The following is a 14,220-nucleotide window of genomic DNA, read 5'->3' on the forward strand; positions in this document are numbered from 1 at the left end:
AGGGAAAGTAAGCCGCTTGTGGCGGCTTATTATTTTTCTTCTTCCTCTTCTTCCTCATTTTCTCGGTTTTCTTCAATCGAATCATAGTCAACTTTATCTAAGTCTTCCTCTTCATCTGAATTTCCAAGCGGTAATCCTTCTTCTTCATCTTCATCCAACATTATTTGTTCCGGTTTATATTTAGGCTTTAATAACTCTTGGCCATCAACAGTAACAATATCTGTATCCATACCTAATGCTTTCATCTCGGATAGTAATAGTTTCAATCCTTCAGTTAAATTAGATTCAGGTAATTCAAAACCGTGAACTATATTCTTATACATTTTTGATCTACCGATAAAATCATCTGATTTTGTTGTCATCATCTCTTGTAAGGTATTAGCTGCTCCATATGCTTCAAGCGCCCAAACTTCCATTTCCCCAAAACGCTGACCGCCATTTTGAGCTTTACCACCCAATGGCTGTTGAGTGACCAAACTGTAAGGACCAATACTTCTAGCGTGACGCTTATCCTTTACTTGGTGCGATAGTTTAAGCATATACATTACACCAACGCTTACTCTATTTTCGAATTTTTCACCCGTTCGTCCATCGTACAATTGGAATTTTCCATCTTCAGGGAGATCGTTTTCTTTTAATAATTTCTTTATTTCTTCGGGAGCGTTTACTCCTCCAAAAACCGGAGTTTCAAATTTAACTCCAAGCTTTCTAGCAACCATCCCTAAATGCAATTCCATAACTTGTCCGATATTCATACGGCTAGGTACACCAAGTGGGTTTAAAACAATGTCAACAGGTGTTCCATCCGCTAAATGCGGCATATCTTCAATACGTCTTATCGAAGATATAACTCCTTTGTTACCGTGCCTTCCAGCCATTTTATCTCCCACATCTATTTTGCGAATTTCCGCAACCGTAACTTTCACTTCTTCTAATATTCCTTTTTTTAGGTCTGAATCTTTCATTGTGTTACGAACAATATCGATGACAATCCCTTCTTTGTTTTCTTTCAACGTTAAAGAGTTGTCTCGATAATCATCTGTTTTACCAATAAAGATTGCATCTAACAATCTTCCTTCAGCAGTTTTATCATCTTTAGCTTTAGGAGTCCTTTTCCCAACAAGTATGTCTCCACCTTTAACATATGTACCAATTTTCACTATTCCATTTTCATCTAGATTTCTTTTCTGATTCTCACCTGTTTGAGGAATATCTAATGTAATTTCTTCTGCACCAAGTCTGGTAGACCTTACTTCTGTTTTATATTCTTCAAGCATCACAACGGTAAAGACATCTTCTTTAACCAATCTTTCACTTAACACAATAGAATCTTCAAAGTTATATCCTTCCATAGGCATAAATGCAACTAACAAATTCTGTCCTACTGCTAACTCACCATTATTAGAAGAAGTTGAATCGGCTAGCACATCACCTTTTTTTACTTTTTGTCCCACGTAGCATCTAACATAATGATTCCAACACGTATTGTCATTGGTTCTCATAAATTTATTCAAGATGAATTCCTTGATCTCGCCTTTTTTTGTTTGCATTATAACTCGATCATTTTTTATTTCTTTGATGACACCATCTTCTTTAGCTATTATCGATGCCATAGTATCTTGAGCTATTCTCGCTTCAATACCTGTACCAATAAGCGGTTCTTGAGGTTTAATAGTTGGCACACCTTGTCGTTGCATATTAGCTCCCATTAATGCACGATTTGCATCATCATTTTCAAGAAAAGGGATACTAACTGCCCCTATACCAAAAGGCTGTTTAGTTGAGACTGCAACATAGTCAACTTCCTTTTTATCTACAGTTAAATATTCTTTTCCATACCGAACTCTGATTTTATCCGTTTTAAACTTCCCTTTTTCATCTAATGCCGAAGATTCAGCAATATAATATTTCTCTTCATCATCAGCAGCCAAATAATGAACTTGATCTGTTGCTACTTGTTTCTTAGTGTCTATTTTTCTGTACGGGGATGTAATAAACCCATAATCATTTATTTGTGCATATGTACTTAATTGGTTTATAAGACCTACATTTTGTCCTTCAGGTGTTTCGATTGGACAAATCCGGCCATAGTGAGTTGAGTTTACATCCCTAACTTCTACCCCAGCACGTTCTTTTGTAAAACCTCCGGGACCAATAGCGCTTGTTCTTCTAATGTTCGAAAGTTCACCTAAAGGATTAATCTGATCAACATATTGAGATAGTTGAGAACTACCTAAAAATTCTCTGAACTTACCTTCAAGAGGCCTTGTGTATACAAGAGATTCAGGAGTAAGCTCATCAATTTCTCTTTTTCCATTATTAGCATTCAACATCAGTTGGTCTCTTATGTTTTTCTCCTGTCTTCTCATTCCTTGTAGAAAAACTGTTTGCAAACTCTTTCCAACCAATCTAATATGACGGTTAGCTAAGTGATCAATATCATCTATATCTCCTATGCTGTCGTCTAAATGTAAGAGATAATTAACTGAGGAATAGATATCTTCTAAGGTAATGCATCTACCTTCAGGTTTTCCGTTTCCCATAACATCAATAATATCGCCATCTTTATTTTCTACCTTTAATCTAGTAACATTTAGATCTTCTAAAATCTCATCATTTATAATTGTCCCCCTTTTGTATCTGCCGATATCTTCCCCAAGAGGCTTTTTTAATACACGTTGTCTCAAATTAAGTTTTTGATTCATTTTGTATCGTCCTACACGTTCAAGATCGTATCGCTTAGGATCAAACAGTGTATTTTCAATAAAATTTTTCGCTCTATCAATTGAAGGTATTTCGCTCGGTTTTACTTTTTGATAAAAATCAGTTATTGCCTCTTCGTAAGTTTCCGTCTTATCCTTATCTAAAGTTGCACGAATATATTTATTGTCTCCAAACATATCTATAATGGCTTGGTTGTCTCCAATACCTAAAGCCTTCAAAAATACAGATAATAGCATCCTTCTTTTCTTATCTACTTTAACCCAAACCACGTCTTTTGCGTCTGTTTCAAAATAAAGCCAAGTACCTCTATCTGGTTGAATCCTAGCGTTATATAACACTTTACCCCGATCATTTATTGACGATTCAAAGAAAACGCCCGGAGATTTAACAATTTGAGTTACAACTGCACGTTCATTGCCGTTATATATAAATTTACCGCTTTCCGTCATATACGGTATTTCACCAAAAAAAACAGTTGATTCTTTAATTTCACCTTTAAAAACTTTACTTATTAATCGGAGCCGAACCATTAATTTCCCTGTATAAGAAGCATTTTTTTCTCTCACTTCTTTAGGGGTTTTAGTAGGCGGCTCAATTGTATATCCTAGTTGTTGTAATTCATACATCCCATCATTATCTTTATCTTTAATTGGAAATATTTGTTCTAATACTTCCTTAATCCCTCTATCCATAAAATCTTTAAATGAGTTTATTTGATGACCAGTTAAACTCGGTAATTCCATATAATCTTTTATATTTGCAAACGGAATACGACTCACTAATTTCACCTCTTAATATTCAATAAACGAAGCTAAAGGTAAAACCCTTTAGCTTCGTTTTGACATTTATTTATTTGTTATTTTTTCGTTTTTACCTTTTTTATTCGCGAACAAAGTCTATATATGGAACTATTAAGGGCCTTCTTTTTATATGTTTATAAAATACATCAATAAAATCTTCTATCAACGCTCTTCGTAACGTTCCTTCTTTTTTATCTGAACTTAATCTTTTTTTCACAGCTTCAGCTAATTCTTTATTCAGTTGATTCTTATCTACTCTGGCTGCTATACCTTTTAATTCAAATTTTACTGAAACTCTTTTCTCTTTTGTAAATACTTTTGCGAACACAACGACTAACCCCTGTTCGGCCATCCTACGCCTGTCCCTCATTATATTTACATTAACATCGCCAAGCCCCGAGTTATCAACAAGAACCGGTCCAGCTTGAACCTTCTCCTCTAAGATAGAAGCTCCATCTTTAGTTACTTCAACAACATTTCCATTTTCAATAACAAAAACATTTTTTTCCTTAATACCCACTTGTTTTGCTGTCTCTTTATGTTTAACAAGCATTCTATATTCCCCGTGACAAGGAATAAAAAACTCTGGACGAAGTATACTCAAAAGAACCTTTTGCTCTTCTTGATAACCGTGTCCTGATGTATGAATTTCTTTCTTTTGAACAACATTTACCTGTTTTTTGAGTAAGTTATTAATTAAAGATCCTACAGATTTTTCATTACCAGGTATTACACCTGACGAAAATATCACAGTATCATTTTCTTCGAGTTTTATAATTTTATGCTCATCTTGAGAAAGGCGATTAACAGCAGCAGTTACTTCTCCTTGTGCACCAGTAGCTAATATTAATAACTTCTCTTTAGGATATTTATTCGCTTCCTTAGCGGACACAATAGTTTCCTCTTTTGCTTTGATATGTCCCAATTGAATAGCCAGCTTAATGTTTTTTTCCATACTCTTTCCAACGATCACAAGCTTTTTATTAAGCTTCTCACAAATTTTCACGATACTATTTACACGGTGCAAACTAGAGGCAAAAGTTGCAACAACAGTTCTACCAGTCGCTTGAAAAATTTCCTTTTCTAAATTTACTGCTACCGTGGTTTCAGGTACTGATACCCCTTCCTTTTCTGAGTTAGTGCTGTCCGACAACAAAACTTTTACTCCTTGTTTGCCTATCTCACCTAGCCGTTGAAAATCTATATACTTTTTATCTACAGGATGATAATCAATCTTAAAATCACCTGTATGCACAACGTTACCTATCGGCGTTTCAACAACAACACCTACACTGTCGGGAATGCTATGTATGGTTCTAAAAAAAGAAACTCTTACTTTCCCAAACTTAAAAACTTCATCTGCTGATTTGATAACCTTAATTACAGTTCTATCGATTTTATGGTACTTGAGCTTATTTGTAATCATCCCGGCAGTTAATTTGGTTGCATAAACAGGAACATTCGCAAATTCTTTCATAAAGTAAGGAAGGCCCCCAATATGGTCTTCGTGTCCGTGTGTTACAAAAAGAGCTTTAATTTTGTGTTTGTTTTTTCTTACATATTCAAAATCGGGAATAATAACGTCAACTCCATACATATCTTCATCCGGAAAAATGATCCCAGCATCGATAATAAACATCTGGTCGTTATACTCAATAACCGTCATATTTTTCCCTACTTCTCCAAGCCCACCAAGTGGGATAATTCTAATTTTATCTAACATAAAAAATGCTGTTCTTTTCAAGAAAGAACAGCTTTTCACACTCCTTTCTATTCTTATCTCTCTCTATTTTTTATAAATTGGGAGTGACTAACTTGATTTTTCAGTTCTGATATCAATTGTTTTGCCAGATGATAATCCTTTTTTTGTTCCAGTGAAAGAATCATTAATTCAAGTGGCCTAAAGTTATTCTTATTTAATTGACTTGCTTTTTCAGAAAGAAGCATACAATCATCCCAGTTTTGTTGTGCATATAATAATTCCGCCACTTTTACCCATACATCAAAATCCGTTTCAATATGGTTCAGATAATGTATATACAAAGTAATAGCAGTTTCATCAAAATAATAGTTATCTAATAAGTTAGCTATTTGTTTCCAGTATTTTTTATCAAAAAAATGAAACATTTGAATTACTTTACTGAATTCTTCTAATTTTTTTTGTTTAATCAACTCTTCAATTATATTTACAAAGATTTCGCCATTATAATTCAAAGCCTTTACTTCGTTTCCATTTATAAACTGGTTTATAGCTCTAATAGTTTTATTTTCTAATACCAGATCATTAATTTCTTTTCTGTTTCTTTCTAAGTTATTCGAGAATAAATATGCTAACAGTTTGGATTTTTGCTCAATATCTGCACTATGGACTTCTTTAGTTATTTTCTCGTATCTACTGGACTCCCATAATTTTATAATTCGATTCTCCAAATTCATAATTCTATTCATAGGAATTTCTTTTATCCCTTTTTTAATGCGATATTCAAAGAATAGTGTTTCCTGCTTTTCTTGATCTTTAACTTTTTCTTTTATCCATTCGTATACTTCTTCTTGTTCGTAGCTATGCATTAAAACCTTTAGTTCCTCTTCAATTACATCTATACTTTGATTTGTCAAATTATTCAGTATATCTGTTATTTTTATTATATCTTCAAATTTTCTCTTCCTCTTAGAGATCTTAAGCATTTCCCACAACAAATAAACATTTTCAGTACCATCGATTGTTTTACCGTTTGATAAAAATGCCCCTAAACCCATTTTCATTGTATATTCAGCATCTTCTAATCTACCTTGTTTCTGCAAGATTCCAGCTAACACAAAATAAAACCTTGTATCTTTTTTAAATCTTTTAATCGCTTCTCTGGCAACAGTTTCAGCATCTTCTGTTCTTTTGGTTTCCATTAAACAAAAGATTATATTTCTATAAATTTCAGCTTCATAAGAAGCTCGGTGCCCATTTCTAGCTGCTATTTTTAAGTGTAATATGGCTTCATTGTATTTTTTCGCTCCTATTAGTTCCGTAGAATAATTAAAATTTTGAAATGGATCATTAGGATTTCTCTTTAATTCATCTTTTATAATTCTCATATTTCTTCTACGCTTATCTTTAGCCATTACGACTTCAGATTGGTACCCATAGTGTTTAAGTATCATTTTTGATTTTGCTGGCATATAACCTTGAGGGTGTTTTAATTGTTCGTGTATTTTACCCTCATAATAGAATAATCCGTCCCTTTTGAATAAACGAATATTAATATGTGAAACGTTCAAGCTTCCTGAATCAGTTATGTTAATAATCTTAACCTCATACGCCGATTTAGGCATTTTAAGTTCTTTTCTCATTTCTGACACAAACTCCTCATCAATCCGTTCGTCTGCATCCAACATCAATATATAATCTCCTGTTGATTCTTCTATCAACATATTTCTTATTTCAGCAAAGTCATAATTCCAATTAGCGACTTTGAATTTTATATTTTGTTCTTTTAAAAAATCGATCGATCCATCTGTGGAACCCGTATCTATAATCACCACTTCCTCAAAATTTTCTTTGAAGAATGGCACTGTTTCTATTAAGTTAGATAGTTCATTTTTCACCATTAGTGCAACTGTTACGTTCATACTACACCTCCATTATTTTTTTTAGCCAACACAACTTGTACACCTTTTTTCTTTTAAAACAAAAAGACTCGGCATATTCCGAGTCTTTTCAAAACGATCTCAACATTTCTATCCCTTCAATATGGCTTTTCACAAGATCCTTCTCGCTTTCAACTTTTTCAGCCAAACAATTTAAAATATCTATCGCATCATCAAATTCCCCAAGTTTACAATAAACTCTCGAGAGGAAGTAATAAGACATTATATTTTTCGGATCACTTTCAATACTGCTTTTGAGCATCTTTTTAGCTTTCGAATACTCGACTTCTTTCATATACGAATATCCCAACTCATAAAACATCTCACTAGTAGCGTTTTCTCTTCCTATTTTATTATCCAATATATCTTTAACATTTTTGTATTCACCCATTCTGTTAAAAGTTTTCATTAAATAATGTGCAACTTTCTCATTTTTAGGATCCAAACTAAAAGCATAAACTAATACTTTTTTCGCTTCAGGAAACTTTTTGTCTCGATAAAGACTAATACCATACCACATTTGATAATCTACATTTTCAATATCCATCATCGCAGCTTTTCCAAAAAGGCCAGTCGATAATTCTTCTTGGAAGTAGTATGTGGATAACCCAGCAAAGAAATAATATTTCGATTCATTGGGATTTAGCTCAATAGCGTCCCTAAAACAAGAATATGCCTTTTTATAATTTGTATTCGCAATCTCATCCATCCCCTTCTCGAATGCTTCATTTGCTCTAACTACGTAAAAATTATCGGGGTAAAGTTTAAAAATTTTCTTCATACTAACTGCTCTCCCCTTTCAAATCGAAGCACATTTCCATTCAACTCGAACATACTTTTTTTGATTAATTTGTAAAGGATTTCCCTTTGTTTTTTTGTATTAATTTTCGTATTTGACTTTCGTTCATATACGCCTATACTTCAAATGGTTTTTATTTAGGAGGGATGCATTTGAATAGCCACGAAATAGACTTTAAAATTTTAGGGGACGATATGCAATATGTTTTAATTGCCTTAGATCCTCAAGAAACAGTAATATCAGAAGCCGGAAATTTTTTTATGATGGATGATGGTATAAAAATGGAAACATTATTTGGAGATGGATCAGAACATCAGAAAAAAGGATTTGGCAGCAAACTTTTAGGAGCGGGCAAAAGACTGTTTACTGGAGAAAGTCTTTTTATGACTTCATATACTAATGAATTAGACGGAAAAAGAATTGTCGCCTTTTCCGCTCCATATCCGGGGAAAATAATCCCCGTAGATCTTCAAGAATATGGCGGTAAAATTATCTGTCAAAAAGATGCCTTTCTTTGTGCTGCGAAAGGCGTATCTCTTGGATTAGAATTCAACAAAAAAATCGGTGCAGGTTTTTTTGGAGGAGAAGGCTTCATTCTCCAAAAATTAGAAGGTGATGGGATGACTTTTATTCACGCCGGAGGTTCTATAGTTAAAAGAGAATTATCACCCGGAGAAAGATTGATTGTCGATACAGGAGCTTTAGTAGCTATGACAAAAGATATTTCTTATGATATTCAAAGAATTAAAGGTGTTAAAAGTGTTTTATTTTCAGGCAACGGATTATTCAACACAGTCCTAAGTGGTCCTGGAACAGTATGGGTACAATCTCTACCTTTTAACAAACTTGTTAATACAATTTCGAATTCTGTAGCTGAATCAGGAAATCCAATTGGCGGCGCTATCGAGGGATTCTTAGAATCGTAAGAATATAACATAAGTCTTCACAATAAAAAACTTGAGGTATAGATATCCTCAAGTTTTTTCACTGTGTATATTTCTTTGTCATAAGATCCATAGGCTTAATATTAATATTCTCCATTGCAGACAAATAATTTTTTATAACGAAATATATGCCAGATTCTTTTAATGGGTGTCCGTGTTGATTCGTCAATAAAAATCCTTCACTCTTCTTGCTTTTCATTTCCTCAATAAACGCAGCAGTCTCTTCATTTATTGCTACTTTCTTTTTATCAAAGAGTATCATTCTCTTTTCCAAATCACAATCTTTAAAAGTTATTTGTATCATCTCATTAGGTTTTATACCTTCATCCATCAACAATTTAAAAATTACTTTGTCTCTAATACTGTTTTTTTGTTCAACAATCTCTCTCAGGTGTTTACGTTCTTCTTCTGTGACTTCCCTTTTCTCCTCAACAATTTTTGGTTGTTGAATATCATCCATAGGATTATGAATCATTTTTCCTTCTCTTCTAAGCCACTTATAGTATTTTCTAAGCAAACTTATTTTTTTAGGTATGGTTTTATTTGAAAAACCTTTATCTCTTAGCCATTGTATATATTCTTTTACATCAGTCTCCGTCGTCTCTTCGACATTTTTATTGGTTTGCATCAAGTAACTTTCAAAGTCTGAATAATCCTTAATATATCCCTTTGCCACTTTTATAGAATACTCTTTCATCAAATATTCTTGAAACATTTTTATTAACCACTACCTTTATCTTTAATATAGTCCAAATAATTAATCCTAAAGCGAAATACATTTTTAAATCATCCTGTATCATAAACTTTTCTAGGGTAAAGGCTGATACAATTTGAATTAATGTGAATAGAATTACTACTATTCTTGATTTTAATATGTCATCAGTCATTCGCAAAAAGATTAAATACATAGTTATAAAAGGCAATACTCCCATATCAAAATTCATTAGTTTTGTAACGAAATCTAAAAATATTGGAACACTTAATGTAAAAATTAAATAGACATACTCATTTACATTATTGTCAATAAACCACTTATTCCCTTTAAAACGAACGAACAGATATAGACAAACATACAAAAAATAATTTAACTCAGTGATTCCTGATCCAGTATAAAGAAAATAAGCCTCGCACAGAAACATCCCTACTATCATCGGGAGATTTCCAACTTCCACTTTTTTAAATACTGTTAATAATTCTGTAGCTGCAAGCATACATATAATTGCATAAAGCCCTACATCTTTTGAATAATATAAACCAAATATTCCAAGTGCTAATCCTAACAAGATTTTAAACATTATTATCACCTTTAATCGTAAAATCGTAATAAGAAATCCAAAGTCCTTAAATAATATGATGCATCTGGAGAGTTTTCTATGATCCAAATCTTCTCTTTCACTTTTGGTTTGTTCAATAAATAGTGATAACCGTTAAAACCTATAGTACCTTCTCCAAGAGGAGGGGGAGATTTATCATCTCTTCTAGTTCCTAAATTAAAGTTTGTATCATTTATATAAATCACTTTAATATTTTCCCACCCTATATATTCCTCTATTACACGATAAAAGCTTTCTGCCTTTTCTTCTCCTAAAAAATTGTATCCGGCAATATATGCTCTTGATAAATCCAAAGCCCCTTTTACTTGAGGGTGGTATGTTATTAGCTCTCTCCACTCTCTTAAATCAGCAGCTATTTCAGTTCCTGCTCCTCTCATATTTTTAACTAATATATGCCCCATCCAATCTGTTCTATTTAGAATATCCCACAATTGATATTTGACATTCTCCATAGCAACTAACGGATGTTGATTAGTATAATATCCAGGATGTATCACATAATAAGGCGAACGAAACTGTTTACTATATTCGAGATCTTCCAATACCCTTTCTTCATCTAAGTTTTCTAAATTAGCTAAGTTATAAACATATGGGGCGTGAATAATAACAGGTTTAATATTTTTATAATCAATAAATTTATTCAATTCACTTAGGTTTTTTTGGTTTAATTGATGTAGGCTTCCACCTCTAAGCCCTCGTGCAAATATTTGAAACGTGTTCCCACGGCTTGATGATATTCTCTCTTTTAGTTTTATTAGACCACCTGAAAAAGGGAAATGGAAACCTATTCTCATTGTTCCATCCCCCTTTTATAAACAGTAACTTGATTTCGACCATTTTCTTTCGAATGGTATAAAGCAATATCAGCTTTCTTAGAAACATCTTTAAGATTTTTTCCATCAATTCCGAAAAATGCAAAGCCTATCGATACAGTTATCTTTCTATATTTAAACGGGAATTTCTCAACTTCCTCTCTAATTGCTTCAGCCTTGGCAAGACACTCTTCGGGGTTACCTGTTAGAAATCCTAAAAATTCTTCTCCTCCCCATCTACCAATAACATCATTTTGGTTGAAGCTTTCTATTCTTTCATTTGCAATTCTCGAAACCACTTTCAATACTTCGTCCCCTACATCGTGTCCAAAAGTGTCATTAAAACTTTTAAATTTATCAATATCTAAAAGCATAACTGCAAATGTTTTTCTTTCTTTTTTCATCATTTCAACCTTTTCTTTAAATAAATCCCCTTCTAGATACATCCTATTCGGTAAATTAGTGAGTCTATCAAATAGAGCAGCCTTTTTTAACTTTTCATTTCTTCTTATTTCTTTTAATCTCGCCATAACTGAGTCAACATATATTGATAAGATTTCAAAATCAGATTCTTCAAAAGGGAAAAATACAATTTGACCATCTTCTCCTAATCTAGACCTCTTTCCATAAATAGCTAAAGACCCCCACGGCCTTCTTTCATAAGTAATCGGCACCCTTAAAAGTTGTCTATCATAGTACATTTCATTTCCCTTCTCTTTATTCAATATTTCTGGCACATCATATTTACCTTTGCCTCCCTTTTCCCCCAACTTGTGATACAATCCATCTTTATAATAATAGAGAGTCACATAGTATGCATTGAAATAATCCATAGACGAATTCATCATTTGATCAACTAACAAATTTATATCATTAATATCATCTAAATGTTGTTTATGTATAAACAACTTCGATACAACTTCAATTTGATCTCTTTTCACTGAGTTATCATATCTTAAGATCTCGTTTTCAGTTTTTTCTTCTTTCACCATTTTGTCAAGAATATCAATTTTTTTGAAATTCATATTTAGAATAAATCCCGCAGCATAAATTGCAGCTCCTGTAGTAATAATTTCAATCAATCCATCATTTCTATAATATTGAAATATCATCATCGTTATTGCTAAATATAACAGATCATATTGTTTGGCCTTAATTGAAATCAATTGAATAAATGGCATTAATAAAAGAAAGTTGACCATTGTTATCCCAGGTAAGAAAACAATTAATCCTAACACAGCTAACCATTCTAAATAAGATATAAGTCTCTGGTTCCCAAAAATAGAGAACACTAATGCATAACCGCCTAGTAAGGCTGTCTTAATCATTCCACTTTCCGTTATTCCACTGGAATTCAAAGACCAGATTAAAGATATAATAATAATTGTTAATAACACTCTGTAACCAGACGTTATGAATAGATAGGCCCTCTCCATTAAATCACCTCACTTCTTGAAGTCAATTTGTTTTCAATGTTTTAACATATTTTTTTAAAAAGTATAAGTTTTTTATTATTTTTTTAGTTATTTTTTATCCAAAAAGAAAAACATTAAGTCTTCTCTGCGAAAGAACTTAATGTCTTTTTAAATACCTTTGTGTGGAAATGACACTACTAATAACACCAATAACAATTGCCATAAAGTACATTGGATACAACAGATTTTTCAATATTGCTCCCTTACTCATAAGCGTTGTTATAGGAATACCACTTACCATTTTGTAAATCATTTCATCGTATGTAAAATATACAATTGCCAAAACAATAGTTGCCGATATTAACGTTAAAATAACAGCTTCTAAAATAAATGGAATTCTAATATTAAATAAACCAGCACCAATCAAGTCTTTTATTTCAATTTCTTTGTTTCGATTCAAAATATTCATTCGAATAGACGAATATATTACAGCTCCAGTTGCCACAGACATTACAATAATAACCCAAAAAGCCAATTGAGTTATTTTATCAGTAACTTCAAAAAAATTATCCAAATACTCTTGACCATATTTTATGTCTTTATCAATTCCCCAGGAGTCTAATAGTTTAACAACTCTTTCTACATCTCTAGGATTGTTTAATTTAATTTCAAATGAAGCGGGAAGCGGGTTAAACCCCAAACCTGTTAACATTTTTTCTCGCTTTCCTAAAGATTGTTTCATTTCTTCAAATGCCTCATCTTTACTGACAAAGACAGATGATTTAACTTCTTTTAAATCATTTATTTTATTAGAAATGTCTTGATAATTTTTAACTTCATCTTTTAATAAAAGAACCACAGTTATCTTCTCTTCCTGGTTTGTTGAAATATATTTAGCATTTATACCTATCGTAGTAAAAAACGCTAACATTGCAAAACAAACAATAGACAATAGTAATGCAAAGGAGTTCATTAAAAAATTCCTAAACAGTCCTCTTAATGCTTCCTTAATCCATAGTATCAATCCCCACATTATTGTATTTCACTCTTCTCTCTCTTAGAAATAAATTCAGCAAGGCTTACGTTGTTTTTATATGTTTTATCAATTATGTATCCATCTTGAACATATATAATTCTTTTTTTCATTTCTCTTACTATTTCTTTATTATGCGTGGCCATCAAAATCGTCGTCCCTCTTTCATTAATCTCTTTTAGATAATGCATAACATTTTTTGCGTTTTCATCATCTAAGTTACCTGTCGGCTCATCACAAATTAGTATTTGTGGATCGTTAATCATTGCTCTTGCTATCGCAACTCTTTGCCTTTCTCCTCCAGACATTTCGTGAGGATATTGTTTTTCTTTTCCTTTTAGACCCATCATATCTAATGTTTTAATAGCCTTTTTTTTAGACTTTCTTGGACTAATTCCATAGCATTCTAATACATAAGAGACATTTTCTAATGCGGTTTTATTTTCCAAAAGTTCAAATGTTTGAAATACAACCCCTATATTTCTTCTTAAAGTTGTTTTTTTGATTTTTTTTATATTACCACCAAATATCATAATTGTACCTTCACTTGGTTTTTCAGCTTTATATAACATTTTTAATAAAGTTGTTTTTCCCGCCCCGCTCTTGCCCATAAAGAAAACGAACTCTCCATTTTCTATCTTAAAACTAGCATCTTTGATAGCGTGAATTCTTGAATTCGGATAAAATTTTTCTACACTTCGATATTCAATCATTAAATAA

General features: G+C 32.3%; 11 protein-coding genes. 1 reads left to right on the forward strand and 10 read right to left on the reverse strand.

What is annotated here, in order from left to right; all coding sequences use genetic code 11:
• Positions 1-29 precede the first annotated feature (29 nt).
• The 4 genes from rpoB to AAGG74_RS18205 all read right to left on the reverse strand — a co-directional run bounded on the left by rpoB (position 30) and on the right by AAGG74_RS18205 (position 7,944).
• Entirely contained in the window at positions 30-3,503 is a 3,474-nt protein-coding gene (rpoB, locus tag AAGG74_RS18190) for a DNA-directed RNA polymerase subunit beta (RefSeq protein WP_429676628.1), read from the reverse strand.
• 100 nt (positions 3,504-3,603) lie between these two features.
• A complete protein-coding gene (locus AAGG74_RS18195; protein WP_429676629.1) occupies positions 3,604-5,268 on the reverse strand; it encodes a ribonuclease J in 1,665 nt (554 codons plus the stop codon).
• Positions 5,269-5,300: 32 nt separating this feature from the next.
• Positions 5,301-7,145 carry a glycosyltransferase gene (locus AAGG74_RS18200; protein WP_429676630.1) on the reverse strand — a complete coding sequence of 615 codons (1,845 nt, stop codon included), beginning with the start codon at positions 7,143-7,145 and terminating at the stop codon, positions 5,301-5,303.
• 88 nt (positions 7,146-7,233) lie between these two features.
• The gene (locus tag AAGG74_RS18205) at positions 7,234-7,944 is read right to left on the reverse strand and encodes a tetratricopeptide repeat protein (protein WP_429676631.1); all 711 of its coding nucleotides are present in this window, start codon (positions 7,942-7,944) and stop codon (positions 7,234-7,236) included.
• Positions 7,945-8,114: 170 nt separating this feature from the next.
• On the opposite strand from AAGG74_RS18205, the gene AAGG74_RS18210 reads away from it, so the two are divergent.
• Positions 8,115-8,888: a TIGR00266 family protein gene (locus AAGG74_RS18210; RefSeq protein WP_429676632.1), complete on the forward strand. Its 774-nt coding sequence runs from the start codon at positions 8,115-8,117 to the stop codon at positions 8,886-8,888.
• A gap of 58 nt (positions 8,889-8,946) precedes the next feature.
• Here the strand turns inward: AAGG74_RS18210 and AAGG74_RS18215 are convergent, their stop codons facing one another.
• The 6 genes from AAGG74_RS18215 to AAGG74_RS18240 all read right to left on the reverse strand — a co-directional run bounded on the left by AAGG74_RS18215 (position 8,947) and on the right by AAGG74_RS18240 (position 14,213).
• Positions 8,947-9,621, reverse strand: coding sequence for a tyrosine-type recombinase/integrase (locus AAGG74_RS18215; RefSeq protein WP_429676633.1), 675 nt, complete (start codon positions 9,619-9,621; stop codon positions 8,947-8,949).
• A complete protein-coding gene (locus AAGG74_RS18220; RefSeq protein ID WP_429676634.1) occupies positions 9,563-10,201 on the reverse strand; it encodes a hypothetical protein in 639 nt (212 codons plus the stop codon). Before AAGG74_RS18220 ends, AAGG74_RS18215 begins: the two co-directional genes overlap by 59 nt.
• 11 nt (positions 10,202-10,212) lie before the next feature.
• Entirely contained in the window at positions 10,213-11,034 is an 822-nt protein-coding gene (locus AAGG74_RS18225) for a TIM barrel protein (RefSeq protein ID WP_429676635.1), read from the reverse strand.
• Positions 11,031-12,380, reverse strand: coding sequence for a GGDEF domain-containing protein (locus tag AAGG74_RS18230; RefSeq protein ID WP_429676636.1), 1,350 nt, complete (start codon positions 12,378-12,380; stop codon positions 11,031-11,033). The genes AAGG74_RS18225 and AAGG74_RS18230 overlap by 4 nt, the downstream gene beginning before the upstream one ends.
• A gap of 244 nt (positions 12,381-12,624) precedes the next feature.
• Complete coding sequence (locus AAGG74_RS18235; protein WP_429676637.1) at positions 12,625-13,500, reverse strand: cell division protein FtsX; 876 nt, start codon at positions 13,498-13,500, stop codon at positions 12,625-12,627.
• Positions 13,500-14,213, reverse strand: a complete 714-nt coding sequence (locus AAGG74_RS18240) for a cell division ATP-binding protein FtsE (protein ID WP_429676638.1) — start codon at positions 14,211-14,213, stop codon at positions 13,500-13,502. The genes AAGG74_RS18235 and AAGG74_RS18240 overlap by 1 nt, the downstream gene beginning before the upstream one ends.
• Positions 14,214-14,220 lie beyond the last annotated feature (7 nt).

This window comes from Bacillus mexicanus, assembly GCF_050445615.1.
Classification (GTDB): Bacteria; Bacillota; Bacilli; order Bacillales; family Bacillaceae; genus Bacillus; species Bacillus mexicanus.

Bases quoted from the DNA above. Each gene is read 5' to 3' on its own strand.
- AAGG74_RS18200 (WP_429676630.1), bottom strand. From the start codon at position 7,145: ATGAACGTAACAGTTGCACTAATGGTGAAAAATGAACTATCTAACTTA.
- AAGG74_RS18205 (WP_429676631.1), bottom strand. From the start codon at position 7,944: ATGAAGAAAATTTTTAAACTTTACCCCGATAATTTTTACGTAGTTAGA.
- AAGG74_RS18215 (WP_429676633.1), bottom strand. From the start codon at position 9,621: ATGTTTCAAGAATATTTGATGAAAGAGTATTCTATAAAAGTGGCAAAG.
- AAGG74_RS18220 (WP_429676634.1), bottom strand. From the start codon at position 10,201: ATGTTTAAAATCTTGTTAGGATTAGCACTTGGAATATTTGGTTTATAT.
- AAGG74_RS18225 (WP_429676635.1), bottom strand. From the start codon at position 11,034: ATGAGAATAGGTTTCCATTTCCCTTTTTCAGGTGGTCTAATAAAACTA.
- AAGG74_RS18230 (WP_429676636.1), bottom strand. From the start codon at position 12,380: ATGATTAAGACAGCCTTACTAGGCGGTTATGCATTAGTGTTCTCTATT.
- AAGG74_RS18235 (WP_429676637.1), bottom strand. From the start codon at position 13,500: ATGTGGGGATTGATACTATGGATTAAGGAAGCATTAAGAGGACTGTTT.
- AAGG74_RS18240 (WP_429676638.1), bottom strand. From the start codon at position 14,213: ATGATTGAATATCGAAGTGTAGAAAAATTTTATCCGAATTCAAGAATT.